General features: G+C 58.1%; 21 protein-coding genes and 3 tRNA genes. 10 read left to right on the plus strand and 14 right to left on the minus strand.

Going from position 1 to position 24,535, the window contains the following annotated elements; all coding sequences use genetic code 11:
• Positions 1-169: 169 nt before the first annotated feature.
• Positions 170-1,096: a LysR family transcriptional regulator gene (locus AAHA41_RS10395; protein WP_043852174.1), complete on the plus strand. Its 927-nt coding sequence runs from the start codon at positions 170-172 to the stop codon at positions 1,094-1,096.
• Positions 1,097-1,169: 73 nt separating this feature from the next.
• On the opposite strand, the gene AAHA41_RS10400 is transcribed toward AAHA41_RS10395, so the two are convergent.
• Both AAHA41_RS10400 and AAHA41_RS10405 read right to left on the minus strand, forming a co-directional pair.
• Positions 1,170-2,492: a TAXI family TRAP transporter solute-binding subunit gene (locus AAHA41_RS10400; RefSeq protein ID WP_323070366.1), complete on the minus strand. Its 1,323-nt coding sequence runs from the start codon at positions 2,490-2,492 to the stop codon at positions 1,170-1,172.
• Between the two features lie 60 nt (positions 2,493-2,552).
• Positions 2,553-3,698 carry a PatB family C-S lyase gene (locus AAHA41_RS10405; RefSeq protein WP_323070367.1) on the minus strand — a complete coding sequence of 382 codons (1,146 nt, stop codon included), beginning with the start codon at positions 3,696-3,698 and terminating at the stop codon, positions 2,553-2,555.
• 186 nt (positions 3,699-3,884) lie between these two features.
• Between AAHA41_RS10405 and AAHA41_RS10410 the strand changes: the two genes are divergently transcribed.
• Positions 3,885-5,057, plus strand: a complete 1,173-nt coding sequence (locus AAHA41_RS10410) for an MFS transporter (protein WP_042030068.1) — start codon at positions 3,885-3,887, stop codon at positions 5,055-5,057.
• Between the two features lie 17 nt (positions 5,058-5,074).
• On the opposite strand, the gene AAHA41_RS10415 is transcribed toward AAHA41_RS10410, so the two are convergent.
• Positions 5,075-5,974, minus strand: a complete 900-nt coding sequence (locus tag AAHA41_RS10415; protein ID WP_104014138.1) for a LysR family transcriptional regulator — start codon at positions 5,972-5,974, stop codon at positions 5,075-5,077.
• A gap of 130 nt (positions 5,975-6,104) precedes the next feature.
• Positions 6,105-6,860 carry a YciK family oxidoreductase gene (locus AAHA41_RS10420; protein WP_323070368.1) on the minus strand — a complete coding sequence of 252 codons (756 nt, stop codon included), beginning with the start codon at positions 6,858-6,860 and terminating at the stop codon, positions 6,105-6,107.
• A gap of 221 nt (positions 6,861-7,081) precedes the next feature.
• Between AAHA41_RS10420 and sohB the strand changes: the two genes are divergently transcribed.
• On the plus strand, positions 7,082-8,089 hold the full coding sequence (gene sohB, locus AAHA41_RS10425; protein ID WP_323070369.1) for a protease SohB: 1,008 nt from the start codon (positions 7,082-7,084) through the stop codon (positions 8,087-8,089).
• A 202-nt stretch (positions 8,090-8,291) separates the two neighbouring features.
• The gene (locus AAHA41_RS10430; protein ID WP_323070370.1) at positions 8,292-9,515 is read left to right on the plus strand and encodes an MFS transporter; all 1,224 of its coding nucleotides are present in this window, start codon (positions 8,292-8,294) and stop codon (positions 9,513-9,515) included.
• A gap of 4 nt (positions 9,516-9,519) precedes the next feature.
• On the opposite strand, the gene AAHA41_RS10435 is transcribed toward AAHA41_RS10430, so the two are convergent.
• Both AAHA41_RS10435 and AAHA41_RS10440 read right to left on the minus strand, forming a co-directional pair.
• On the minus strand, positions 9,520-10,602 hold the full coding sequence (locus AAHA41_RS10435; RefSeq protein WP_071913179.1) for a protoglobin domain-containing protein: 1,083 nt from the start codon (positions 10,600-10,602) through the stop codon (positions 9,520-9,522).
• A gap of 159 nt (positions 10,603-10,761) precedes the next feature.
• A complete protein-coding gene (locus AAHA41_RS10440; RefSeq protein WP_041210722.1) occupies positions 10,762-11,115 on the minus strand; it encodes a DsrE/DsrF/TusD sulfur relay family protein in 354 nt (117 codons plus the stop codon).
• A gap of 158 nt (positions 11,116-11,273) precedes the next feature.
• Here AAHA41_RS10440 and AAHA41_RS10445 point away from each other — a divergent pair, with 158 nt between their 5' ends.
• A complete protein-coding gene (locus AAHA41_RS10445) occupies positions 11,274-11,669 on the plus strand; it encodes a DUF1090 domain-containing protein (RefSeq protein ID WP_041210723.1) in 396 nt (131 codons plus the stop codon).
• A 54-nt stretch (positions 11,670-11,723) separates the two neighbouring features.
• Here the strand turns inward: AAHA41_RS10445 and AAHA41_RS10450 are convergent, their stop codons facing one another.
• The 3 genes from AAHA41_RS10450 to AAHA41_RS10460 all read right to left on the minus strand — a co-directional run bounded on the left by AAHA41_RS10450 (position 11,724) and on the right by AAHA41_RS10460 (position 14,302).
• On the minus strand, positions 11,724-11,972 hold the full coding sequence (locus AAHA41_RS10450) for a YfhL family 4Fe-4S dicluster ferredoxin (RefSeq protein ID WP_041210724.1): 249 nt from the start codon (positions 11,970-11,972) through the stop codon (positions 11,724-11,726).
• Position 11,973: 1 nt separating this feature from the next.
• Entirely contained in the window at positions 11,974-13,338 is a 1,365-nt protein-coding gene (gene yegQ / locus AAHA41_RS10455) for a tRNA 5-hydroxyuridine modification protein YegQ (protein WP_323070371.1), read from the minus strand.
• A gap of 226 nt (positions 13,339-13,564) precedes the next feature.
• On the minus strand, positions 13,565-14,302 hold the full coding sequence (locus AAHA41_RS10460; protein ID WP_323070372.1) for an EAL domain-containing protein: 738 nt from the start codon (positions 14,300-14,302) through the stop codon (positions 13,565-13,567).
• A gap of 274 nt (positions 14,303-14,576) precedes the next feature.
• Between AAHA41_RS10460 and AAHA41_RS10465 the strand changes: the two genes are divergently transcribed.
• The 4 genes from AAHA41_RS10465 to AAHA41_RS10480 all read left to right on the plus strand — a co-directional run bounded on the left by AAHA41_RS10465 (position 14,577) and on the right by AAHA41_RS10480 (position 19,581).
• Positions 14,577-15,281, plus strand: a complete 705-nt coding sequence (locus AAHA41_RS10465) for a hypothetical protein (protein ID WP_323070373.1) — start codon at positions 14,577-14,579, stop codon at positions 15,279-15,281.
• A gap of 46 nt (positions 15,282-15,327) precedes the next feature.
• Positions 15,328-15,816: a CS1 type fimbrial major subunit gene (locus tag AAHA41_RS10470; protein WP_323070374.1), complete on the plus strand. Its 489-nt coding sequence runs from the start codon at positions 15,328-15,330 to the stop codon at positions 15,814-15,816.
• 65 nt (positions 15,817-15,881) lie between these two features.
• Complete coding sequence (locus AAHA41_RS10475; RefSeq protein ID WP_323070375.1) at positions 15,882-18,287, plus strand: TcfC E-set like domain-containing protein; 2,406 nt, start codon at positions 15,882-15,884, stop codon at positions 18,285-18,287.
• A gap of 220 nt (positions 18,288-18,507) precedes the next feature.
• Positions 18,508-19,581 carry a hypothetical protein gene (locus AAHA41_RS10480; RefSeq protein ID WP_323070376.1) on the plus strand — a complete coding sequence of 358 codons (1,074 nt, stop codon included), beginning with the start codon at positions 18,508-18,510 and terminating at the stop codon, positions 19,579-19,581.
• 4 nt (positions 19,582-19,585) lie between these two features.
• On the opposite strand, the gene AAHA41_RS10485 is transcribed toward AAHA41_RS10480, so the two are convergent.
• Positions 19,586-20,224: a response regulator gene (locus AAHA41_RS10485; protein ID WP_041210730.1), complete on the minus strand. Its 639-nt coding sequence runs from the start codon at positions 20,222-20,224 to the stop codon at positions 19,586-19,588.
• Positions 20,225-20,346: 122 nt separating this feature from the next.
• Here AAHA41_RS10485 and AAHA41_RS10490 point away from each other — a divergent pair, with 122 nt between their 5' ends.
• Entirely contained in the window at positions 20,347-23,754 is a 3,408-nt protein-coding gene (locus tag AAHA41_RS10490; RefSeq protein WP_323070377.1) for a transporter substrate-binding domain-containing protein, read from the plus strand.
• A 9-nt stretch (positions 23,755-23,763) separates the two neighbouring features.
• Here the strand turns inward: AAHA41_RS10490 and AAHA41_RS10495 are convergent, their stop codons facing one another.
• The 4 genes from AAHA41_RS10495 to AAHA41_RS10510 all read right to left on the minus strand — a co-directional run bounded on the left by AAHA41_RS10495 (position 23,764) and on the right by AAHA41_RS10510 (position 24,504).
• A complete protein-coding gene (locus AAHA41_RS10495; protein ID WP_041210732.1) occupies positions 23,764-24,048 on the minus strand; it encodes a hypothetical protein in 285 nt (94 codons plus the stop codon).
• A 139-nt stretch (positions 24,049-24,187) separates the two neighbouring features.
• Positions 24,188-24,272: transfer RNA gene (locus tag AAHA41_RS10500), tRNA-Tyr, on the minus strand.
• A 31-nt stretch (positions 24,273-24,303) separates the two neighbouring features.
• Positions 24,304-24,388, minus strand: a tRNA-Tyr gene (locus tag AAHA41_RS10505).
• Positions 24,389-24,419: 31 nt separating this feature from the next.
• Positions 24,420-24,504 (minus strand) — tRNA-Tyr (locus AAHA41_RS10510).
• Positions 24,505-24,535: the final 31 nt, after the last annotated feature.

Raw genomic sequence — 24,535 nt, forward strand, 5'->3', positions numbered from 1 at the left:
TCTTTCTCCTAAGACGTTAGGCGTTCATCCTAGGAGCCTGCTGCGGATTAGAAAAATTAATTATCTTTATAGTTCCGATAATAAAACCATATAATGATGGCCAATTTATCGGCATGTGGCCGCAAGATCGCCGCGCAAAGCCCAATGAACAGTGAGTTGAGGGAGTCTTATGCTGGACATCCACTGGCTGCAAACCTTCGTCACCCTGGCCCGGTTGCAGCACTTTGGCCAGACCGCCACCGAACTGCACATGACCCAGCCCAACGTGAGTCTGCATATCAAGCGGCTAGAGCAGGCGACCCGGGTGAGGCTTATCGAGCGCAGCCCTTTTCGTCTGACTCAGGCGGGAGAACGGTTGCTGCAAAGCGCCGAACGGGCCATCGCCGAACTCCAGCTTTGCCAATCCGATCTCAATGCCCTCAACCAGCTGAGTCAGGGGACGCTGGCCATCGCGGCCAGCGACATCATCTCGCGCCTGTTGCTCATTCAGCCGTTTCAGCGCTTCAAACGGGAGTTTCCCGGCATCGACCTCACCCTCTTCAACACCACCTCGGATCAGGCGGCGGAGCTGGTCAAAAGCGGTAAGGCGGATCTGGGCTTTGTGATGGCGCAAAAGCGCAGTGAACCGCTCTTCTACACCGAACTGCAGCAGGTGACCTGGTGCGCGCTGGGCCACGGTCTCGCCCGTTGGCAGGCGCGGGCCAGAGCGGGGGAGAGCGATCCCCTCGACGAGCCGACCCTGATCCTGCTTGGTCATGACACCCGCACCCGGGCCCTGATCGATCCCTCGTTACCGCTGCTGGCGCTGCCCCCTTGCCGCATCATGGAGGTGGGGAGCGTGGATGCCCAGCTGGACTGGGCCGAAGCCGGGTTTGGCGTCGCCATCGTGCCGGACTTCTCCTTGCATCCTCGCCTCAACCTGACCGCGCCGGTTGCCAGCCTGACCGATTTCCCGGGCACCAGCCTGGGTTATGTGGTGCGCCAGAATCAGGTGCTGTCGCGCGCTATCAAGCAACTGCTTGTCTGGGTGGAGGAGGAGATCCACAAACCCAACCCTTATCTGGCAGGGGCAGATAAACAACCCGAGCTGAGATAGGGAAGAAACCGAGATAAGCAAAAAGAGCAGCCAAGGCTGCTCTTTTTGTTTGATATACCCGCCCGGCGTCGCTTTATTGCGTCGCGGCAGCGCCGCTGGTGGCAACGGTACTGCTGCTGGCCGCTCCAGGCTCGGTTGCTGGCATGGTCTCTGCTGCTGCACTGGCAGCAGATTGAGTTGCTGCACTGGCTTGAATGGCTGTTGCCGCCACTTCCCCGCTTGTCGGTACCGCGTCAGAGGGGGCTACCGCAGGTGCCGCTGCGGAAGTAGCAGGTTCGAGCTGGGTCGGTTGTGGCTCGGAGGCTGGCTGCGTCGCGACCGCCGCGCTGCTGGCTGTGGGCTGGGCGCTGGAGACAGCACCGGAAGCCACGTCAGAGGCGACCCCGGTCGAGATGGCCGCACTGCTGGCAGCAGAGGGCGCAGCCCCTTCTGTCAGCTGCTCGGGGGCGAGCGGCAGCGGTTCGGGCACTTCATCCGACATACCCTGGTGCAGCGGCAGCTCGGTCTGCGCCTGCAGCTGTTCCTGTGTCACGGTACTCAGGGCCGGGTGGAGGCGGCTGAACTGCCTGACCCGCGCCAGCAGAGTGTCGCGCACGGTGCGAACGATGGGATCCGGCAGGCTGGCCAGCGCCACCAGCTCGGCGCTCATCCCGATATTGTTGATGGCAGTGAGCTGTCCCGGATAGAGGTTGGCGGCGATCTGGCTGCGCTGGTAGTAGGGATGCTGCTTGAGCAGTTTGTCGATCTGCTCCCCTTCGATAGGGATGAGGCGAACCTGGCAGCGGCTAATCAGATCGCCGATCGCCTGGCTCGGGTGGCCCACCACCACGAAGGCGGCGTCCAGTGTGCCGTCACAGAGTCCCTCCAGCGGGGTTTGCGGTGATTTGAGCTTGTAGGCGGCAAACTGCTTGGGATGCCACCCCATGGCGCCCATCAGGGCCTGACTGGTCACCATGTCGCCGGCCCCGGCATTGCCCGGGTAGACCCGCTTGCCCTCGATATCGGCCAGAGTGGTGATATTGCTGTTGGCACTGGCCAGCAGGGTCAGCGACTCCTGATAGAGGCGAAACAGGCTGCGCAGCTTGTGATTGGCTCCCTGTCCGCTGAAGGGACCTGTGCCATGGAGTGCGTGGTGGAGCACGTCTGATTGCACCAGTGCCAGCTGCACCTCGCCCTTGTTCAGCGCCTTGAGATTGGCCAGAGAGCCGCGGGTGCTCTGCACCGTACAACTGTCGCCATGCAGGGCGTGATCGACATTGAGCACCCGGCAGATGGCGCCTCCCGTGGGGTAGTAGACGCCATTGAGGGGGCCCGTGCCGATGGTCAGCGCCTGACTGCCGAAGGGGAGCAGGATGCCGAGTGAGAGCAGGAGGTGACGCAAAATCCGTGGGTACATAGTTAACCGCTGGCTGGTGGTGCAGGAAAAGGGGACGGGCACTGCCCGTCCTGTCAGTTGTTACTGTTTGCCGTGGCTCAGGATAGCCCGTTCCATCCGCGCCAGAGCCTCGACCAGACGCGCTTTGGTGCAGCCGAAGTTGAGGCGCACAAACTGGCCATTGCCAAACTGGGCTCCCGGCGAGAGACCGACCCCTGCCTGTTCAAAGAAGGCGACGGGATCGTCCAGCCCGAGCGCGCTTACATCGATCCAGGCCAGATAAGTCGCCTGATGGCTGGCCAGCTCGACACCGGGCCAGCGGGCGATGGCCTGCTGGATCAGGGCCAGATTGGCCGCCAGATAGTCGAGTTGCTCGCAGAGCCACTGTTCGCCGCCCTCATAGGCCGCTTCAGCCGCCACAAAGCCGAGCAGGTTGACGTCGGCGCTGATGCCGCGCATCGCCTGTTGCAAACGGAAGCGCAGACGGGCATTGGGCACCACGGCAAAGGAGCAGCAGAGGCCGGCGATGTTGAAGGTTTTGCTCGGAGCCATCATCACGGCGCAGCGCTCGGCAGCCTCCGGGCTGATGGCGCCGTAGGGGATGTGGCGGGCCGACTTGTCCAGCAGCAGGTCGCAGTGGATCTCGTCTGAGCAGATCACCAGATTGTGGCGTTCGGCGATGGCGTCGATGGCCAGCAGCTCCTCGCGGGTGAAGACGGTACCGCCCGGGTTGTGGGGGTTGCAGAGCAGCAGCAGGTCGGCCGAGGGGGCCTGGCGCTCCAGTTCTGCCAGATCCAGCACCCAGCGACCAGCCTCTTCCACCATGGGGACGGTGAGCAGGGGACGGTCGTTGAAGCCCGGCGCCTGCAGGAAGGGGTAGTAGACCGGCTTGGGGGTGATGATGCCGCGGCCATGCTGGCTCCATGCCTTGCAGGCAAGGTTGAGCCCCGGTACCACGCCGGGCAGAAAGACCAGCCACTCCGGCTGGATGGCCCAACCATAGCGGGTGGCCAGCCGTTCGATGATGAGTTCGATCAGGCGGGGGGAGGGGCGAGAGTAGCCGAAAATGCCGTGAGCAACCCGTTGGGTGAGCGCCTCGATCACGGATGGCGGAGAGACAAAGTCGGTGTCGGCGACCCACATGGGCAACACATCCTGACCCTTGTACTTGTCCCACTTCAGACTCATGGTGCCACTGCGGTCAACTTCCCGATCAAAATTAAACATGCGAACTCCTTGTGCTGGCCAGATGGGCTTTCACTCTACGGGGTCGCGGCCCGCCCCGCAAGCGACAACCCCGGGGTGAGCAGCCTTGAGCCGGCTCTTGATAATGACATAAGATAAGTGCGGTTTTTTCATGCGGTTGCTGCTCTGACCTTCCGTATTTTTTGCTTCGCGACGAATGGTAATCCTATGGCCTTGCTGACGGCGGTAACAAGACGCCCCGATCCCGTATCCCTCTCCTTTCTTGCTGTCACCTTCATGACCGGTGTGGCGGTAGCGCTTCAGGTGCCAACCTTGAGCCTCTTTCTTGCTCAAGAGGTTCAGGTGCGCCCCTTTCTGGTGGGCTTCTTTTACACCATCAATGCCGTGGTCGGCATCCTGATCAGCCAGTGGCTGGGCCATCGTTCCGACAATCGGGGGGATCGCAAGCGCCTCATCCTGCGCTGCTGTTTTGCCGGCATCGCCCTCTCCCTGCTGTTTGCCTGGAACCGCAACTACTGGCTGCTGGTGAGTCTGGGGGTATTGCTGGCCAGTCTGGCGGCCACGGCCAGCCCCCAGCTGTTTGCGCTGGCGCGGGAGTACTCCGATAGCCGCAACAAGCGGGCTGACATGTTCAGCTCGGTGATGCGTGCCCAGTTCTCGCTGGCCTGGGTCATCGGCCCACCCATCGCCTTTGCGCTGGCCATCGGCTACGGTTTCGAGGTGATGTATCTCGCCTCCGCAGTTGCCTATCTGCTCTGTACCCTGGTGGTCTGGCGCTGGCTCCCCTCTCTGCCGCTGCCCAAGATGGCCGAGGAGAGCGAGCGGGTCAGCAGCTGGCGGGATCCTTCGGTGCGGGCGCTGTTTATCGCGTCCACCCTGATGTGGACCTGCAATAGCATGTACCTCATCAATATGCCGCTCTACATCACCCGCGAGCTGGGAATGGACGAGAAGCTGGCGGGGGTGCTGATGGGGACGGCTGCGGCCCTCGAGATCCCCTTCATGCTGCTGGCGGGCTACTACACGGCGCGGTTTGGCAAGCGGCCCATGATGCTGCTGGCGGTGCTGGCCGGCGTCATCTTCTATGGCGGGCTGGTGAGCTTCACCAGCCACTATGCGCTCATCGCGCTGCAGCTCTTCAACGCCATCTTCATCGGTATCGTTGCGGGGATCGGCATGTCCTATTTTCAGGATCTGATGCCGGGTCGGGCAGGGGTTGCCACCACGCTCTTCTCGAACAGCATCCGCACCGGCTCCATCATGGCGGGGGCCATTGCCGGCATAGTGGCGGAGGTGTGGAGCTTTCACGGTGTCTTCATGGTGGCACTGGTGCTGGCCATGGTGGCGCTGGCCGCCTGCTGGCGAGTGCCCAATGTCTAGGAGAAAAGGGTAGCGGCTTATTTACCCTGTGCGGAGAGGCTCTGCTCGCCCTGATACTCGTTGCGCAGGCAGCGCAGCAGCAGCTCGGTGGCGGGGCCAAGTGATTCGGGGGAGAGGGTAAGCAGATAGGTGTAGAGGTGGCGTTCGTTGCCGCTCTCCAGATCGAGCTGCACCAGCGCTCCGGAGGCCAGTTCCGCTTCTACCAGATGACGTGGTAACCAAGCGTAGCCAAGCCCCTGCAGGATCATGCTGATCACCTCGTGGTAGTGCGTCGCCTTCCAGCCGGTATCATCCGCGTCGTTCCAGTCCACCGAGCGGTGAATGGGGGGATGAAGGCTGATCTGGTTGTGGCTGGTGAGGTCATCGAGGCTGATGGGCCCCTCCAGCTGGGCCAGCGGGTGGCTGGCGGCGCAGAGCGGGCGCAGGCACACCTCGTCCAGCACCAGCCCGGTGCGATCACCCGGCAGATGTTCCGAGAGCATCAGATCCCCCGGCTGCAACGCGTTGAAATGGCAGTGAATACGCTCGTGCAGATTGACCCGGCAGCCACGGCTGCGGGGGTAGAAGTGAGCTAGCGCGCGATAGAGGCGCTCCCTCGGCTGTAGCGCCGAGACATAGAGGTTGATCTGCGGCTCCCACTGCCGCTCCAGGTTATTGGCCAGATTCTCCAGCTCCTCCACTTGCTGGCTCAACTGGCGCGCCCGCTTGAGGAAGATCTCTCCTGCCGGGGTCAGCACCGCCTTGCGGCCGCGCACCTCCAGCAGTGGCACCCCCAGACTCTGCTGCAACTTCGCAACCGCATGGTTGAGGGAGGACTGGCTCTTGTTCAGCGCCTCGGCCGCCTGGGCGTAGCCGCCACAGTCGACCACTGCCTGAAAGATCCGCCATTGCTCAAACGTGCTTTTGGGACGAAACATAGTTCAACCTGATTGGAGAGGGTGGAGTCAGGGAGATGCAGGGAGCCGAGGCTCCCTATTCAATTTAACCCCTGTCTCGCAATAACCCGGTTATTTTGTTGATTTATTTGGGCTGCGCCGCTTTCCTGGCTTATTTGGGCTGTGCCACAAAGGTCTGGCCGGTTTTGCCCCGGCTTTCGCTTCCCATCAGATAGAGGTAGAGCGGCATCAGGTCGGCCGGAGTCTTGAGGTTCATCGGATCTTCCGCCGGGAAGGCGCTGGCTCGCATCTTGGTCCGGGTGCCACCCGGGTTGAGGGTATTGACCCGCACGCCGGTGTTTTCCAGCTCGTCGGCCAGCACTTCCATCATCCCCTCGATGGCAAATTTGGAGATGGCGTAGGTGCCCCAGTAAGCCCGTCCTTTGCGGCCCACACTGGAGGAGGTGTAGACGATGGAGGCATCGCCGTGTTCTTTGGCGCTCTGGCGAACCAGCGGCAGCAGCGCCTGGGTCAGCAGAAATTCCGATTTGACGTTGACCTGCATCACCTCGTCCCACTCCTTCTCCTGAATGTGCTCGAAGGGGGAGAGGGTGCCGAGCAGTCCGGCATTGAACAGAATGCCGTCGAGGCGACCAAACTGGCGGGTGAAGGTAGTGGCCAGTCCACGATAATCGGCGGCGGTTGCGGTTTTCAGATCGAGCGGGACGATGGCGGGCAGCGGGTAACCGGCAGCCTCAATCTGGTCATAGACGGCTTCAAGTTTGGCGCTGGTGCGGCCGAGCAGGATCACGGTGGCGCCGTGGGCGGCATAGGTGATGGCGGCTTCGCGGCCGATCCCGTCTCCGGCACCGGTGACCAGAATGACCTTCTCCCTGAGCAGATCGCGGGGGGCCTGATAATCGAGCATGGCAACTCCTGTTAACAAATTCCGGCCATAAGTGCATGGCAATCGAGGGCAAGTGTACTGATCCGCGCCTCGGTTTGACCAGCTCATCGCCGAAAAAATGTGAAGAAAATAGAGGGGTTGTGAGTATCAGGTTGGATTTTTAACGGCTTGATGCAGAGTTTTTGCGCGCGTCCGGCAAACTCCCTAGAATGTGACAAAACCGATCCTCTCTGGAGTCCACCGTGACATTTTTGACCGAATATGGCCTGTTTCTGGCCAAAACCGTGACCTTTCTGCTGGCCATCGGCGCCATCGTCCTGATGGTGGTCAGCAGTCGTCAACCCAAGGCGCGCAAGGGCGAGCTGGTGGTGACCGATCTTTCTAACGAACTGGAGCAGGGGCAGTTTGCACTCAAGAGCGCACTGGCCAGCAAGGCCGAGCGTAAAGTGCTGGAGAAGCAGCAGAAAGAGGAGCAGAAAAAGCGCGCCAAGGCGGGTGACGAACGCAGCCGGCTGTTCGTCATCGATTTCAATGGCAGCATGGATGCCAAAGAGGTTGCATCACTGCGCGAAGAGGTGAGCGCGGTGATCGGTGTAGCGCAGCCGAGCGACGAGGTGCTGCTGCGCCTTGAGTCCGGTGGCGGTGTGGTGCATGGCTACGGTCTTGCCGCTTCCCAATTGCAGCGGCTGCGTGACAAGGGGATCAAGCTCACCGTGGCCATCGACAAGGTGGCAGCGAGCGGCGGCTACATGATGGCCTGCGTGGCGGATCAGATCCTGGCTGCGCCGTTTGCCATCGTGGGTTCCATCGGGGTGATCGCCCAGATGCCGAACTTCAACAAGCTGCTGAAAAAGCACGACATCGAGTTCGAGATGCACACCGCAGGTCAGTACAAGCGCACCATCACCATGTTTGGCGAGAATGACGATCTGGGCCGCGAGAAGTTTCGCGAGGAGCTGGCCGCCATCCACGAGCGCTTCAAGCAGTTTGTTGCCGAGCACCGGCCGCAGCTCGATATCGAGCTGGTCACCACCGGCGAGCACTGGCTGGCGAGTCAGGCCAAGGGATTGGGGCTGGTGGATAGCCTCTGTACCAGTGATGACTACCTGCTGGCGCAGGCCAGCCAGCACAAGGTGGTAGGCATTCGCTACAGCCGGCCCAAGAGCCTGACCCAGAAATTGGGGCAGCAGGGCGCACAGGCGCTGGAAGCCGGGTTTGGCCGCTTGTGGCAGCAGAGCCCCTGGCGCTGAGTCGCGACCCGCAACTGGCGTGACAAGTGATGAGCGAGGCCAGTCGGGGCAACCCGGCTGGCCTCGTTTTTTGACCACGTTGCAGGCCGTGTTGCCGATGGGGCAATGCCGTGGCGAGGATGGTTGTCTCCATTCAACTCCTCTGTTAAAACTGAAGGCTTTCCCCTTTCATTGCAGGCCCTACGGGCCATGGAGCATGCCAATGCCATGGAGCACCTTCAGGCAATTTACCCCGCTGGTCTGGATCGTTATTCTGGGCACCTTCATGGTGCGCACCAGCTACTACATGGTGTGGCCCTTTCTCTCCATCCTGCTCTATCGGGAGTATGACCTCTCGGCAACCCTCATCGGCCTGCTGCTGGGGGGCTCGGCAGCGCTCTCGACGCTGGTGAGTTTCTACGGCGGCTGGCTTTCTGATCGCTTCGGGCGGCACAGCATTCTGCTCGGCGGTTGTCTGGTGGCGATGCTCTGTTTTGGTTTGCTCGGCTTTTCCCACTCCGTACTCTGGCTTGGCGTCGGAGTGATGGGGAGCGGGCTTGCCTCCGGGCTTATCGATGCGCCCGGCAAGGCGCTGATGGCTGACAGTCTGGCGTCGGCCAAGGCGCGGGAGCTGGCTCTGCACCTGCGCTATTTCCTGCTCAACCTTGGCGCCGCACTGGGGCCGCTGCTCGGGGTGACGCTCGGGATTAATGCCCAGCAGGAGACCTTCCTCTTTCTGGCAACGAGCTATCTATTGCTGGGGGCTGCCTTTGGCTGGGGCTTTCGTCGGGCGGGCTCCTCTCACCGTCATGGTGCTGCCGGCCCCGGTTTGCGCGATGCCATCCAGGTGTTGCTGGCGGATCGCGCTTTCCTGCTGCTGGTGATGGCCAATCTGCTGATGGTATTGGTCTACTCCCAGTTTCACTCGCCACTGGTTCAGTACCTGACCCGCGCCGGTATGCCGCAGGTAGCCGAGCTGGTTGCCCTGCTGGTGGCGACCAATGCTCTGACGGTGGTGTTGCTGCAGTTCCCGCTGCTGCGGCTGCTCTCGCGCTGGCCGGTGCGGGTGCGGCTGCATATCGGCATGGCTCTGTTTCTGGCGGCCCAGCTGTTGTTTGCCGCAGGGGATCCGCTGGTGCGTAGCCACTGGTTTGCTGCCGTGCTGTTGCTCAGCATCGGCGAGACCATCCTCTTCCCCCTGCTCAACGTGCTGATCGACCAGATGGCGCCCGGCCATCTCAAGGGGAGCTATTTTGGTGCCAGTGCGCTGGCAGGCTTGGGTAGCGCTGTCGGGGCTCTGCTGGGGGGCTGGATCCTGGAGCAGTGGAGTGGACAGCTGCTATTCCTGCTGATGGCGCTGCTCTGCGTGGCCATCTTCTGGCTCTATGAACGGGGAGCCCGCGTGCGGCACCCTGCGGCAGCCGTGTCGAAGCCCAGCAGCAACTGAGTGTTCAATGACGCTCTTTGGGGGAAACCGTCTTGAGGGCTCGCTTGGCGGCATACATCCGCTCGTCCGCCAGCCGGATCAGGTTTAGCCCCTCGTCGTAGTGTTCGGGGCCGGTCTGCACTATGCCGATACTGAGGGTGATCCCGGCCAGTTGATCCTTTATCGCCTGGGTCAGTCGCTTGAGATAGATATCTCGCGCCTGCGCCTCGTTGCAGTTGGGCAGGATCAGGCAGAACTCATCCCCGCCATAGCGAAAGCAGCTGTCCTCGGTGCGAAAGACTTGGCGGATGCAGGTACCGACGGTGCGCAGGATCTCGTCCCCGCGCTGGTGCCCCTCGTTGTCGTTGATCTGCTTGAAGTTGTCGATATCGAGGTAGGCGATGGCCACCGGTTCGGCTCGTCGCTGGCAGGAGCGCAGCGTCAGCTGCAGCTGATCATTGAGGTGGCGAACGTTGAGCAATCCCGTCAGCGCATCGGTGCGATTGAGCTCCTCCAGCTGATGGGTGCGCTCGCGAACCTTCTGTTCGAGGCTTTTCGCATAGTTCTCCGATTTCTCTCTGGACGACTCGATCTCTGACACCAGGCTGCGGATATAGGTTTCGAAGACCAGCGTGATGTCGAACAGGATCAGCTTGTCCAGCGCCGCCAGCATGGCGATCCGCTCGCTCTCGTTGCCGATTTGGTCAAAGATGTTTTCGATCAGCAGCGCCTTGAGGGTGTTGATGGCGGCCAGATAGAGCTTGGGTTCGACGCCGATCCGCTTGTGCACCAGCCCGATCCGCAGCCGGTTGTTGACGTACTCCAGATCGTAGAGACCGCTGAACAGATCGAGAATGTAGCGCCGCTGGGCGGCTCGCAGCCGGTTGAGGGTATCGGCATCGCCTATCAGCAGGGCAATCTCGGTGATGGCGGTCTGCTGCTGATAAAACTTGTCGACCAGCTCATCGATATGGGGCTCGATCTTGCCGCTGTAACTTGCCAGCAGAGCGACATCCTGTTCGTTCAGCAAAAGCAGCTCTTTGCGATGGGCAATTTCAAATTCGGTGATCCGCATCTGCTCCAGCAGGGTCTGTTCCGTGGGTTTCATCGCCGCTCTCTATCAAGGGGCCGGCAGGACTCCGTGTCGCTGTCGTAGCCTTATTGGAAATAATTTGCAATTGATAGTGTAGACACTTGCGGGATGGAGACTGAAATGGCTCTTGTCGACAGAGCCATTTCATCGGGCTGGATAGTAAGGCGAGCGGTATTAGAAGGTCAGTACCTTGTCGGCGGCGAGGGTCCACTGGGCCAGCATCGGCAGGGTGCCGATCTCGATGCCCTCGATCAGCGGCAGGGCAGTGATACCACGAGCATCGGTGCAGGTTTTGCACAGGCGAATGGTGACCCCTTGTGCCAGCAGGATCTCCAGCATCTGGCGCAAGTTGTATCCTTCGGCCGGCGCCTGACCGGCCAGCGCCGCGCTCACCGCATCGGACATCAGGAACAGCTTGAGGCTGGCACCGCCCTGTTCGTTGAGGGCAATGGCCAGACGCAAGGCATTGAACAGGGATTCGCTGCCATAGGGGGCACCATTGGCAATCACCACAATTTGTTGATTCATAAGAGACTCCCGATTGGAAAGAGCGCCATTGTAGAACCAATAAGGTGGCAATTGCGTGATATGACACAACTTCTGTCGCACCTTTTTCCCGCTTGCTTGACCCTGCTGCCGATCGAGGTTTTTATGGTCAGCTCGCAAACAAGACCGGATGAATCGAGATGTGGAAAGTATTGGGAGCCGGCTTGCTGCTGTTGGCGGGCTCGGCCTGTGCCAGTCAGCCTGTCGGTTGCAAGGCCCGCCTGCAGGCGGTCAACGAGCAGCTGGTGTTTGCCAAAGCACACAACAATGCCGGGCAGATTGCCGGGCTGGAACAGGCCGCGCGCAATATCAAGGCCTACTGTACCGACGAAGGGCTCCTCAAGGAGCAGAAACAGCGGGTAAGCAAGCTGCGGGGGGAGGTCAATGAGCGCCTGCTTGAACTGCAGGAGGCCAGAGTGTCCGGCAAACCGGGCAAGGTTGCCGACAAGCAGAGCAAGCTGGAACAGGCTCAGACCGACTTGCTGGAGGCTCAGCGGGAGCTGGGTGAGCTGAACCGGTTGGTCAACAAAAAGTAGTGCCCATTCGATGAGCGGGGATCAAAAAGGCCGGGATAACCCGGCCTTTTGCATTTATTGCCTGTGCATCCGCACAAACTTCTCCATCAGCTGATCTTCGGTCTCCACATGGGCGGGATCCCAGATGATGCAGTCGATGGGGCAGACACTGATACAGGTCGGCTTCTCGTAGTGACCGACGCACTCGGTGCAGCGACCGGGATCGATCTCGTAGATCTCCTCCCCTAAGCTGATTGCCTGGTTCGGGCACTCGGGATCGCACATGTCACAGTTGATGCACTTGTCGGTGATGAGCAGCGCCATCTCAAGCCGCCGTATGGGGGTTACGCGTGTCTTCGCGATCCCCGAGGTTGCGCAGCAGGATACCGAAGTTCACATCCAGATCTTTGGGAACCGGCACATAGACCACGTGACCATTGCCCGGCGCGGTGTCGATGAGCTCGCCCTTGCGGTTCTCCATCTGCTCCAGATTGAAGCGGACGTTGCCCTGCGGGGTCATCAGCTCCAGGCTGTTGCCAACCAGGAACTTGTTCTTCACTTCCACTTCCACCATGTCGCCACGGCGACCGGTGATCTCGCCAACAAACTGCTGGGTGTCGGAGACGGAGTAGCCGTAGTCGTAGTTCTGGTATTCGCTGTGGTTGTGACGGCGCAGGAAGCCCTCGGTATAGCCGCGGTGAGCCAGATTCTCGAGGGTGCCCATCAGACTGCGATCGAACGGACGACCCGCCACCGCATCGTCGATGGCCTTGCGATAGACCTGAGCGGTGCGGGCGCAGTAGTAGAAGGACTTGGTGCGGCCTTCGATTTTCAGCGAGTGAACGCCCATCCTGGTCAGACGCTCAACGTGCTCGATGGCACGCAGATCCTTGGAGTTCATGATGTAGGTGCCGTGCTCGTCCTCAAACGCGCTCATGTACTCGCCCGGACGGTTGGACTCCTCCAGTAGCACCAGTGCATCGCTCGGCTTGCCGAGGCCCAAAGTCGGGTCAACTTTCTGCACGGCGATAGGCTCCTGACGATGGACGATCTGGCCCACTTCGTCTTCCTTGCCCTCGTGTACCTTGTACTCCCAGCGGCAGGAGTTGGTGCAGGTGCCCTGGTTGGGGTCGCGCTTGTTGATGTAGCCGGAGAGCAAGCAACGGCCGGAGTAGGCCATGCACAGCGCCCCGTGAACGAACACTTCCAGCTCCATCTCCGGCACTTGCATGCGGATCTCTTCGATCTCGTCCAGCGACAGCTCGCGGGAGAGGATGACCCGGGTCAGGCCCATCTGATGCCAGAACTTCACCGTGGCCCAGTTGACCGCGTTGGCCTGCACCGACAGGTGAATGGGCATATCAGGGAAAGCTTCGCGCATCATCATGATGAGACCGGGATCGGACATGATCAGTGCATCCGGCTGCATCTCCACCACCGGACGCATGTCGCGGATAAAGGTCTTGAGCTTGGAGTTGTGGGGCTGGATGTTGGCCACCACGTAGAACTGCTTGCCGAGGGCATGGGCTTCGTTGATGCCAAGCTGCAGATTCTCGTGATCGAATTCGTTGTTACGCACCCGCAGGCTGTAACGGGGTTGGCCGGCATAGACGGCATCGGCGCCATAGGCGTAGGCGTAACGCATGTTCTTGAGGGAACCTGCGGGGGAGAGCAATTCTGGTTTAAACATGTCGGACTCTTCGTATCTGATTGCAAATCAGGACGGCGCCACCTGATGGCGCCGTATGGATTGAGTAGCAGCGCGAGCCATTACATGGTGTTCTGCCACCCGATAACGGCATATCCAGCCTGCACGCTTATAAAATATGCGCCAGATATTCGGGGTGCGAGATTGTACTCGCCCCCACGCCATCATGCAATTTGGCAGGGATAAAGAGGGACGGGGTGTATCGCTGTCAGGCCCAGCGAGACAGGGGGGCGGGCATGGCGTGGGCATAGCCCTGCTGATAGTCGCAACCTAGCTGGTTGGCGATCTCGATGTGAGTCAGGGTCTCGACCCCTTCGCACACCACCTTCATGCCAAAGCGCTGCAGATACTCCACCAGACCGCTCAGCATCCGCAAAGCATGGCTGCTCTTGCTCGCCTGCAGCAGCAGGGAGCGATCCAGCTTGATGATCTCGTAGGGGAGCGCCATCACCCGCTGAAAATTGCACTCCTGGGTGCCGAAATCATCGCAGGCGATATGAGCGCCGTGGCTGCGCAGCACTTCGATCCGCTCCCGATGTTTGCGATAGAGCGGCGCGTGTTCCAGCACCTCGAACCAGATCGCTATCCCCAGCTTGCGAGCCTGCAAGATCACCAGCAACAGCAGGTTCTGGTATGTCGAGCTCTCAAGTGCAGGATTCAAGTTAATGGAGAGGGAGCAGGGCGCATGGCGTGCCAGTACGGGCAGGTCACGCCAAATCGCTCTCAGTATCACTATATCGATGTCCAGAGCTTCACCCTGGCTCAGAGTCAGGAAGTCGATGCCCTGGTAGCCCTGCCGGGCGGGATCCCAGCGTCTGGCCAGCGCTTCAAAGCCGATGATCTGGCGATCCCGGTCAACGATTGGCTGATAAAAGGGTACGGCAATGTCCGCTGTCGTCAGGGATGCCACGCCACTGACCGGAAACTCTTCTTTGAACGCAAACATGGCACTCACCTGTTGACGGATATAGCTGTGAATAATACGAGAGGCAACGGAAGTCTGGCTGTAGGAATTGTCCGATTATTGAGAGGGAAATAGAGAGGGAAGTGGTTTGGCAATATCAGATTATTCCGATTAAGTTTGGTGTGAGCATTATCTAGACTGGCCTTAATGATGAACAACCAAACAAAATATACTGATTAGGCTGTTTGCAAGTAAATGTTTATTAGAGCGCTGGTGTGACAGAGCATCTTTCTATTTTAGCAGTGTGATAACACCCATGAATAAACTTTCTATTTTGTTGCTGTTTATATTGAGCAGTAACGCATTGGCATCGCCGGATATCAGCGTTGGTACTTTATATGACTATATGCCGGCAGAGAAAAGCACCCTGTTAAAGCGGGTTAGAAATATTGGTGATGAGACGGCCTTTGTCAAAATAACGCTGGCCGAGATTGTATATGGTGCTGATGGTGTGCCACAGGAGCGGGATTTACCTGAGGAGGGCGTTCGTCAGCTGGTTACCAGCCCATCAAGGTTGATTATTCCCGCAAGCAGCATGCAGGCCACCCGCTTTATCTATATGGGAGAGCGGGAGCGGGAACGTTATTTTCGGGTGCGTTTTGTACCGGTCAAGCCACAGGATGATGAAATAACCGAATTACCACCACAACAGCAAATAAGTGCCGGTGTCAGCATCATGACCGGTTTTGGCACCATTCTGTTTGTGGCACCCAAAGAGACCCGTTATGACACTCGGATTGAACGTGAAACCGGGGCCCTTTATGTGGAGAACCGGGGCAATGCCACCGTTATTCTCGATTATCTGGAGCTGTGTGACACAAAAGAGAGCTCATGTAGTCAACCGGAGAAGATGCATCTGCTGCCTGGCGTTAAAAAGCGGGTCAGTGAAGAGGCAACCCGAATAGTTCGTTTTGAACTGATCGAAGGGAAAAAGTCGGTATTCAAGGAGTTCAAGCTCTGAATCCCGATATATCACAAGACAGGTAATCACACCTGAAGGAGTAGTTATGAAGAAGTTATCGATCATCCCGGCCTTGCTATTGGCGAGCAATACGCTGATGGCGGCCGAGCGAGTAGAGCATACGGTGACGGTAACGGCGCAGATCCCGACCGAAAACTTTTATGTGCAGCCCGTGGGTGACTGGATGAGTACCCCGCAGAAACTGACGTTTAACCCCTTTAACCAGCAGCTGGAGCCATTAGCCAAGCAGTTGGAGATGAAGAGCACTCTTGGCCCCATCAAGGGCTATCTGGTCTATCCCGCCACCATGGCCAGCGGCAAGGAGAGCATCGGTTTGACGGTCAAGGTCGGAGGTGTCGCGCTGACCACCACATCCGCCGAGTTGTTGACCCAGGCGGATGCCAATACCGGCAAACAGGTCGGACTGGAGATTGTTCCGGCCGTGGCACCAAACGGTGGCTACAAGCCCGGCAACTATCAGGGGATTGTCAGCATGATGTTTGAGTCCGAGGCTCCGCCTGCTCAAGGTGGCTGACTTGGGTATGTGGGGGCCATCAGGCCCCCCTTTAATTGAGATTCCAGGCATTCAGGTTGCACTTCATGGTTCGTTCTCTTCTTCTCTTGTTCGGGTTGTTGCTCTCTGCCCCTCTGGCGGCAGATCCGGCACTGCTGCTGCAACAGGCGCGGCAGTTGCCCGAGGGGTTTGAAGAGCACTTTTTTGGCGTTCCGCTGATGGTGCGAGTCACCGTTGACGGTCGTCTGCTGGGGGATGGGGAAGTGCTGCTCGGACGGGATAACTCGGTACAACTGCTCTCACTGGTGGATGTACAGGAGAGCGAATTTGATGAAGGGGCACGTGAACGCTGGTTGAGCAAGCTGGGAAGCCATCTGCCGCTCGGCGAGTGTAGCCGAGCCTGCCCTGAAGGCATCGTGGGGTTGCAATACAGCCTGGAGGAGTCCCAGCTCTCGGTACTGACCGGTCAGGTGGAGCAGGGGGCGCGGGATCAGCGTTTTATGGCGTTGCCCCAAGAGAGCAAGGGCTTGCTCGTCCAGAACCAGTTGAACCTGGTGCAGGGGAGCCAGCGCAATGGACACTACAACCTGCAGCTGGAGGGCAGCTGGGGACAGTGGACCCCTTTTATGGAGGGGGATGCCACCTGGCAAGAGGGTGGGCCAACTGATCTGGGGATGGCTCAGGTCTATGGAGAACGGCTCCATGAGGCCAATTTTTATCGTCTCGGCTTCTTCTTTCCCTCGGCGCAGGGGTTGGTGCGTCAGCCCAACTACTACAGTGGTGCGACGCCCACAGTGCTTGGCGTGATGTGGGGCAGCTCGGATCTGCTGCGCCGGGAACGCGGGGTGCCCAGTCTGGCCCCGATCCAGGTGGCACCGGCACGACCGGGCATGGTGGAGATCTATCGGGACGGTAACCTCATCCAGTCCCAGCCGGTCGTATCCGGTCTGCAGGCGCTCGATACCCGCTCGCTACCTGGCGGTATCTACGAGGTGGAGCTGCGATTGCTGGAGGATGGTCAGGAGACCCGTCGTTGGCGCGAGATGATCTACAAACCTTCCAACTGGCAGACACCGGAGGAGCCGTGGCGTTTCAACCTGTTTGCCGGGCGTCAGACCCGGTGGCTGGTGCGGCAGGGAGACAGCGATCTGGAGGGGGCCAGTGGTGGCATTGCCGTTAACCATCTGCTGCTCCCCTCGCTGATTGTGGGGGCGGGTAGCCAGTATGTGGACAAGCGTGCCCAGCACTCCCTCTCGCTCGATTGGGAGGCGACCAGCCAGCTCCACGGTTTTGCCTCCCTCAACCAGAGTGTTGGCATGGGGTGGGGTTACGACTTGCAGGGGATCTACTGGCATGGCAATAGCAGTCTGGTTGCCAGCCATTCGCGCAATCTGCGCACGCAAGGGGAAGTGAGTGCGGTCTCCAGCCTGTCGCTGCAGCAATCGCTGGAAAAGTGGGGCTCCCTCGGCGTCTATCTCTCTCACCAGTCTGGTCGTGGCAACGGCGGCGATCTGGGGTGGCACTACAGTGACCGGCTCTGGGGGCGTTGGGTGACCTGGGGGGTGACCCTGTTCGATCGTCCCGGCAGCGAGAGCACGGCGCAGCAGCGAGATCGCGGCAGCACGCTGAGTCTCACTATCAACTTGGGGGGAGATGATCGCCAGTTGTCGCTGGGGCTGGGCAGCAATACTTCTCGCTCGGGCGGAGCCCAGCGCAGCGCCTATCTCAACTACCAGCAGGAGGTGGATTGGGGGCCGCTGCGTCAGGTCAGTGTGGGCAGCACCCACGACAGCTATGGTACCGGTCTATCCGGCTATGGCCGCTTCGTGGCGCCCTGGTTGGGCGGCGACCTGTTTGCCCAGCACTCCTCCTATAACGCAGAGGTGACCGGAGGCGTCAACCTGGAGAGTGTGCTGGCGCTGGGGCATGAAGGGGATCTGGCGCTCGGTTCCCGCGATATGGGCGGCATGGGCAATGAGGCGGCGATGATCCTCGATATTGCAGCCGATGATGAGGCGGCGCGGATCCGGGTCAGCGACGATATGGGCAGCGTACAGACCCTTGGGCCCGGCCGTCATCTGGTCTTGGTGCCAGCCTTGCAGAGCGGTGCCTTGCAACTGGAGATGGCCGACCACGAGGGGATGCCACTCACCATCAAGCCGACCGTGCTCCCCTACCACCTTAATCGCGGCGGGGTGGGTTATGGCCAAGTGAATGCTGTGAGCACCGTTACTGTGATTGGTCGCCTGCTGGACGAGCAAAACAAGCCGCTGCGTGGTGCCATGGTCAGCAACCCCATAGGGCGGGCATTTACCGAAAATGATGGCTTCTTTGCGCTGGAGGCGAGTCGACGACAGCCAGAATTTAGCGTGGAACATAATGGCACTCTTAATTGCAACAGTGCACCAAGGGGACAGAAACAAATTGTTAATTCTGATGTGATTCAGTTGGGGGAGTTAATATGCTCACCCAGAGTTATCGTACAAAAATAAGAGTAACTAAATCGTTATAACGCTTGGTTAACTTTATGGTGAACTATAAATAAGCTTATGGTGAACTCAATGACATGCTGTTAATCAATGCAATGTTGTACATTGTTTTATTAGTGCTGGCGATCAGTTTTTATCCATATTGTTATAGGGTGTCAAAGTGCTAAGAGTTTTGTTTTTTTTGTGTATATCGACCTATGGTTCTTTTTCCTATGGAATAACAGTGTATGTTAATGCCGAGTATGCGCAATTGAACTCTGGCGTGGGTGGAGATTTTAGGATAACAGAACCATGCGTGACATTGCCTATCTCATTTGTATGTGAAAATAGATTGTCAAGGATCGTTGCAATCGATGCGAATATTGATAGAGCTCTATCATCTAATGTGTATGTCTGGCATAGACTTTTTCATCACCACTTCACTGGGGAGAAAAATGTTGTTATGTCTGATGGAAAGGGGAATAGCCGTGACATGAAGTTTTCTTTTACTCATACGGGATTTATTATGACCAAGAGAGCATTGTCAGCGGATAATAATATTGCTCAGGCCGACCCAGTTGCTAATTGCAAGCTAGTTGATGCTCATCTTTCATCTACAGACACGCTTCTTTATGAGATCAACCCAGCTGAGCAAAAAACAGGTGGTCGCTGCTATAGTCGTGCTTTTACATCAGGTGGCGGTCAAAGTGTTGCGAATGTAAATAAAATTCTCTTTGGTTATAAGTTGATACCGATTGGGATTGAAACCTTACCGAATGGACTTTATCAAGGAAGATTACGGTTACTTGTTGGTTCCAATAAGGATTTTGACTATGGAGATCTTCCCAATCCGTCACCACAGTCCATAGACTTAGAATTCAGGTTGGTTGTTAGGAATCAGATTAAGGTAATTTTTCCTGTCGGTAGTAACAGATTAGTTTTGCAGCCTGATGGAATAGGATGGCATTCCAGTAGAGTGCCGACACTCAGCGGATTGCTACCAATGCAAGTTATTAGCTCGGTACCTGTAGCAATGACGTTGAAGTGTGAATTTATAGGTTTGAAGAATTGCCTTTTAAAAAACAATAGTAATAAAAAATCAATGGCGCTTGATGTTTATAGAATAAATAAAGGTCAAGATACGTTACTTAGCCCAATAACAAGCACAAGATTTAATATGAGTGGGTCTACCATACGTGACTATCTACTATTCAAGATAAATAGTAAAAATGTTGAGGGTGTCCTTGATTCCCCTGGCACTTACAAGGGGAATGTGACGATAGTTATTGATGCAGTTATTGACCCTGTCACGCAATAAATCGTTAATATAGACCATTCTCCCGTGCATACAGAAATAGAGCGCTATCACTTTGCAAGCCGAGTCGTACCATGGCGCTTTTTTTCTGGGTGCTGATGGTTTTGACGCTGCGATGAAGGTAGTCGGCAACCTGAGTAACCGACATGCCGCTGGCCAGCAAGCGCACTACTTCACTCTCCTTGGGCGTCAGCGGGTTGTTGTTGCCTTGCCCGGAGATACCGGCACTGGCCAGCAGCATTTGTACTGTTGGGCCAATATAGCGATGGCCGAGCAGTATCTGGCGAATGGCATCGGCAAGTTCATTAATAACCGATTTTTTTAGTATCAGTCCTTTTACCCCAGCCTGAATAAGGGATTGCAAGATGGCACTGTTCTGGATTTGGGTCAGCACAATAATGGGAAGATTGGGATAATCCCGGCGCAACTGCTGGATCATGACCAGCCCATCGCTACGGGTATCTCCTGGCATGCTGAAATCGGTGATCAACAGATCACAATGATGTTGCTGCAATAAATTCAGCAAGTCAGATACCTGATATGCCTCGGCAATCACTTCACAATGGGGGGTTATCTGGTCAATCAGGCTGCGGATCCCGGTCAGAATCAAGGGGTGGTCATCGGCAAGAATAATCTTGAAGGACATGGATGAGCCTCTTATAAAACGGTGAATAATATTCAGGCTATCAAAGCTAACATTTCTATACTACCGTGCGCACCCCATTTTTTCAGGTGCATATATCTTTTGATAAATATATTTGAATCGTTATGTCTATATATTGTTCGCTTATGTCATTAATCAAACGATTCATAATTATTGTCTCTGTTTTTTTCTTGACGCCTGCCGTATTGGCGGAATCTGACCCCTCTGTCCCAACGATTGAAGTCGGAATATTGGCCGGAGGATGGGGCCCTTTTCAGCAGTGGGACGGCAAGGCCGCCGCCGGCTTCAGTGTCGAGTTGATGGAGCAGTTGGCCAAGAAACTGGACTATCGGATTGCCTGGCGTATCTATCCGAACTGGGAAGCCATGTATAGCGATGCCTGCCGTGGCAAGTTGGATATCCTGCTTGATGCCTTTAACTCTGAAGTGCGCCAGTGCGTCACCTATAGCCTGCCTTACTACACCTCGCCGACTGTGGTGGTGGTGCGCCAGGACAGCGCCCTGTTTCGGGATGTGAGCCGGTTGCAGTCCGCGAGCATTGCCATCGAAAAAGGTTTTCTGACCGAGAAACTGGTGAAACTGCATTATCCCCATGTCACACCTCGGCTCTTTGTCGATACCCGCCGTGCATTGCAGGCGGTTGAACAAGGTCGGGCAGATGCCTATATCGGCAATCTCCATGTGGCCAATCTGTTTATCGAGCGTCACCCGGCGTTGGCAGTGGTCGCCCAGTCACCCTTGTTGATGGAGACCCTTCACCTTGGTATTGCCAGCCGGAAACACACTCTTGCTATCCGGCTTGATACGGCGATTCAGGCGCTGACGGTCGAGGCGCGCAGTGAACTGGAGAAACGCTGGTTGGGGGAGAGTCTGGAACCCAATTTTATGGGGCACAGCAATTTCTTGCTACGTCCTGATGAGCGTGGCTGGCTCTCGACGCTGCCGCCGCTAAAGCTGGGTTTGATCCCCGGCTGGGTGCCCTTCTCTTATCACGATGAGGATGGCAATTCGGTAGGCTTGATAGCGGATTATCTGAACGTGTTGCAAGAGAAGCTGGGGCTGGCATACAGCAGCATCCCTGTACAGAGCTGGCCCGAATTGCAACAACTACTGCTGCATCACGATGTGGATCTGGCTGTACTGCCCACACGGATCATCGAGCGGTTGGTGGGGTGGCATGCCAGCGAGCCCTTTGCATCATTCCCGATGGTGCTGGTGACGGCACGTGGCAGCCTCCCTATCGGGGATCTCTCCGATCTGGCCGGCAAACAGTTGCTGCTGACCGATGGCATGTTGATCCCCGAGCTCAGGGCGCTGGTGCCCGGCCTTAAACTGACCACGACCCGTGATGCCAGCGATGGGCTCGCCCGTGTCGCCGCTGGACAAGGGGATGCCTACATCGGCAATCTGGTGGTGGTCTCCCGTCTTGTCACCGAGCAGTTTGATGACCGACTCCATATCGCCGCGCCTACCCCCTTCAAGGATGAGCTGGCTGTGGCGGTACGTGAGCCATACGCACCCTTGTTACCTTTGGTGAACCGGGTGCTGGCCAGCATGAGCGACAAGGATCAGCGCCAGATCCGCAACAGCTGGTTGGCGCTCAATTACAGCGAAGGGATCCCTAGGGCGAAACTGGTGCGCACCCTGCTGCCGGTGGGGTTGGCCATCAGCTTGTTTATCCTGACGCTGCTGGTCGCTTACTGGCGCTTGCGGCAGGAGATCATCCGTCGGCATCAGGTCGAGCTGGCACTGGCCAGCGCCAAGGTGCGAGCCGAGTCTGCTGCCACCATAAAGGGGGAATTTCTGGCCACCATGAGCCACGAGATCCGTACCCCGATGAACGGCATCGTTGGTATGGCGGAGCAGCTCTCGCTGACCGGGTTGAGCGAAGATCAGCGCCAGATGGTGGAGATCATCAACCGGGGAGCACAGGGGCTGCATGCGCTGATCGACAACGTGCTCGACTACGCCAAGCTGGAGGCGGGCAAGATGGTGCTCGACGAAGTGCCGTTCTTGATGCGGGAGCTTATCGACAGCGTGCTGACCATGACCGTCAGCGAGGTACAGCGCAAGGGGCTGCGAGTCTATCTCTTGGCGGATCAGGAGGTGGCCGCCCGCTTGCGTGGCGATGTGCTAAGACTGCGCCAGATCCTCTTCAACTTTGTCAGCAATGCCATCAAGTTTACCGAGCGCGGTTTTGTCGAGCTTTCCCTCGCGGTATTGCAGGAGGCAGAGGGGAGGCAGCGGCTGCAGTTTGGGGTACGAGATAGCGGGATTGGCATGAGTGACGAGGCGCAAAGCCGGATCTTCAACGCTTTTGAACAGGCGGAGAGCTCGACTACCCGCAGTTACGGCGGCAGTGGGCTGGGGCTCAGCATCTGTCACACCCTTGCCGGATTGATGCAGGGAGAGATTGGACTGCAGAGCTCGCCGGGCCTTGGCACCTTTATCACGTTGACCGTGACTCTGCCGGTTGTGGCCCACTCCGAGCCAGACCCGCACCTCGCCGGGATGCGTGCTGTCATCGAGCTGCGCGATGAGAAATTGCGTCACACCCTGTTGCTGCACCTCGGTGCGCTGGGGGTGAGCTGCACCGGGCAAGCGGGTGGGGCAGAGCTGCACTTTAGCGACAGCGAACAGGCTCACGGCGATGCCATCAGACTGGTAGAGCTGGACTCGCCCATGGGTTATCGGCGCGAAGCGGGGCGTTATCTGCTCAACAGCAATCCCCTGACCTGGCATGCGGTACGCGAGGTGTGTTATCGCCAGCTGGGATTGGCCGATGCCCTGCTGCCGGCCCCGCTGCGCGAACAGGCTGAAGCCGGCGAGCTGCTGCCCTACCGGATCCTATTGGTGGAGGATAACCCGCTAAACCAGTCGTTGGTGATGCGCCAGCTGGGCCAGCTTGGCTTGCATTGTGATCTGGCCGGGCAGGGGGAGCAGGCGCTGGAGATGGTGGCGCGCACTCCTTACGATCTGGTGCTGTGCGATTGCCAGATGCCGGTGATGGACGGTTACGAGTTCACCCGCAAGGTACGCGAGCAGGAGGATCAGGATGAGCGGTTGCTGATCATCGCCATGACCGCCAACGTGTTACCGGAACAGCGCGAACGCTGTTTTGCCGCCGGGATGGACGATCTGCTCGGCAAGCCGGTACTGCTGGCTGGATTGCGCCAGATGTTGCAGAAGTGGCATATCCTCCCCTCCGAGCGGCTACTCGACCTCGCTGTGGTGAGCTCGCTATTTGGCGCAGGTAAGCCGTTGCGACAGGCGTTGCAGCAGTGTCGTGACGAACTGGAGCGTGGACTTGGCATGCGTCCGCAAGAAGATATCGCCTTGGCCGAGTGGGTGCACCGTCAGGCGGGTACGCTCGCCATGATGATCCCGGAGGTAGCTGAGCAGGGCTGGCGGCTGGAGGAGCGGATCCGTCAACAGGGGGCTGCAGCGTGTGGCGATGAACTGGTGCGGTTTTGTGCTCTGTTGCAGCAGCTGGTCGATGAGCTGGCGGTGTGAGTTAGTAATCTAGTGGATGGCTGCAAGCGCCATCTCGAAGCGCTGTTCACGAATGGTGCGGGGCATGGCGCCGTTGGTGGCGCCAGCCAGCCACTCCCAGTCAAGTCTGGGGCTGCCCGCTTTGAAGCGCTGATAGGGAATACCCTGCTTCACTGTCACGAAGAGCGTCGTGGGCAGGCCCAGCTTGTTGCTGTAGCGAACCATCAGGTCGCCCTGATAGCCTTCCATGCGCTTTTTCAGGGCTTGCAGGGTGAGCCCGGTGGCATGGCCATGTTCGTCCCAGATCTCAAACATGATGTGAATACTCTGATAAAGGTGGTGATAAAGTGAACAGAATCGGCAGCAAATGCAACTGTCAGATCTGACAAGGGGTGGCAAACCGTATGGGCCAGAAAAGCGAAAACCCGGCGCGAGGCCGGGTTTTCTTGAATGATGGTGGAGGGAGAAGGATTCGAACCTTCGAAGGCAGAGCCGTCAGATTTACAGTCTGATCCCTTTGGCCGCTCGGGAACCCCTCCACAGGGGCATTGCATATTGTGTTCAGGAAGATGGTGGAGGGAGAAGGATTCGAACCTTCGAAGGCAGAGCCGTCAGATTTACAGTCTGATCCCTTTGGCCGCTCGGGAACCCCTCCACGGGGTATTTTCCTGATTGTTGCACTTGAATGGTGGAGGGAGAAGGATTCGAACCTTCGAAGGCAGAGCCGTCAGATTTACAGTCTGATCCCTTTGGCCGCTCGGGAACCCCTCCCCAAGTGCGAGGCGCATACTAACAGATCTTC

The organism is Aeromonas sp. SER, assembly GCF_038739615.1.
GTDB classification, from domain to species: Bacteria; Pseudomonadota; Gammaproteobacteria; order Enterobacterales; family Aeromonadaceae; genus Aeromonas; species Aeromonas jandaei.

What these genes read in the sequence shown, in the direction of transcription:
- AAHA41_RS10410 (WP_042030068.1), top strand. Translation starts at nt 3,885, where the DNA reads ATGGCCTTGCTGACGGCGGTAACAAGACGCCCCGATCCCGTATCCCTC.
- AAHA41_RS10465 (WP_323070373.1), top strand. Translation starts at nt 14,577, where the DNA reads ATGAATAAACTTTCTATTTTGTTGCTGTTTATATTGAGCAGTAACGCA.
- AAHA41_RS10420 (WP_323070368.1), bottom strand. Translation starts at nt 6,860, where the DNA reads ATGCTCGATTATCAGGCCCCCCGCGATCTGCTCAGGGAGAAGGTCATT.
- AAHA41_RS10405 (WP_323070367.1), bottom strand. Translation starts at nt 3,698, where the DNA reads ATGTTTAATTTTGATCGGGAAGTTGACCGCAGTGGCACCATGAGTCTG.
- AAHA41_RS10445 (WP_041210723.1), top strand. Translation starts at nt 11,274, where the DNA reads ATGTGGAAAGTATTGGGAGCCGGCTTGCTGCTGTTGGCGGGCTCGGCC.
- AAHA41_RS10495 (WP_041210732.1), bottom strand. Translation starts at nt 24,048, where the DNA reads ATGTTTGAGATCTGGGACGAACATGGCCATGCCACCGGGCTCACCCTG.
- AAHA41_RS10430 (WP_323070370.1), top strand. Translation starts at nt 8,292, where the DNA reads ATGCCATGGAGCACCTTCAGGCAATTTACCCCGCTGGTCTGGATCGTT.
- AAHA41_RS10440 (WP_041210722.1), bottom strand. Translation starts at nt 11,115, where the DNA reads ATGAATCAACAAATTGTGGTGATTGCCAATGGTGCCCCCTATGGCAGC.
- AAHA41_RS10400 (WP_323070366.1), bottom strand. Translation starts at nt 2,492, where the DNA reads ATGTACCCACGGATTTTGCGTCACCTCCTGCTCTCACTCGGCATCCTG.
- AAHA41_RS10450 (WP_041210724.1), bottom strand. Translation starts at nt 11,972, where the DNA reads ATGGCGCTGCTCATCACCGACAAGTGCATCAACTGTGACATGTGCGAT.
- AAHA41_RS10415 (WP_104014138.1), bottom strand. Translation starts at nt 5,974, where the DNA reads ATGTTTCGTCCCAAAAGCACGTTTGAGCAATGGCGGATCTTTCAGGCA.
- AAHA41_RS10470 (WP_323070374.1), top strand. Translation starts at nt 15,328, where the DNA reads ATGAAGAAGTTATCGATCATCCCGGCCTTGCTATTGGCGAGCAATACG.
- AAHA41_RS10395 (WP_043852174.1), top strand. Translation starts at nt 170, where the DNA reads ATGCTGGACATCCACTGGCTGCAAACCTTCGTCACCCTGGCCCGGTTG.
- AAHA41_RS10490 (WP_323070377.1), top strand. Translation starts at nt 20,347, where the DNA reads ATGTCTATATATTGTTCGCTTATGTCATTAATCAAACGATTCATAATT.
- yegQ (WP_323070371.1), bottom strand. Translation starts at nt 13,338, where the DNA reads ATGTTTAAACCAGAATTGCTCTCCCCCGCAGGTTCCCTCAAGAACATG.
- AAHA41_RS10475 (WP_323070375.1), top strand. Translation starts at nt 15,882, where the DNA reads ATGGTTCGTTCTCTTCTTCTCTTGTTCGGGTTGTTGCTCTCTGCCCCT.
- AAHA41_RS10485 (WP_041210730.1), bottom strand. Translation starts at nt 20,224, where the DNA reads ATGTCCTTCAAGATTATTCTTGCCGATGACCACCCCTTGATTCTGACC.
- AAHA41_RS10435 (WP_071913179.1), bottom strand. Translation starts at nt 10,602, where the DNA reads ATGAAACCCACGGAACAGACCCTGCTGGAGCAGATGCGGATCACCGAA.
- AAHA41_RS10460 (WP_323070372.1), bottom strand. Translation starts at nt 14,302, where the DNA reads ATGTTTGCGTTCAAAGAAGAGTTTCCGGTCAGTGGCGTGGCATCCCTG.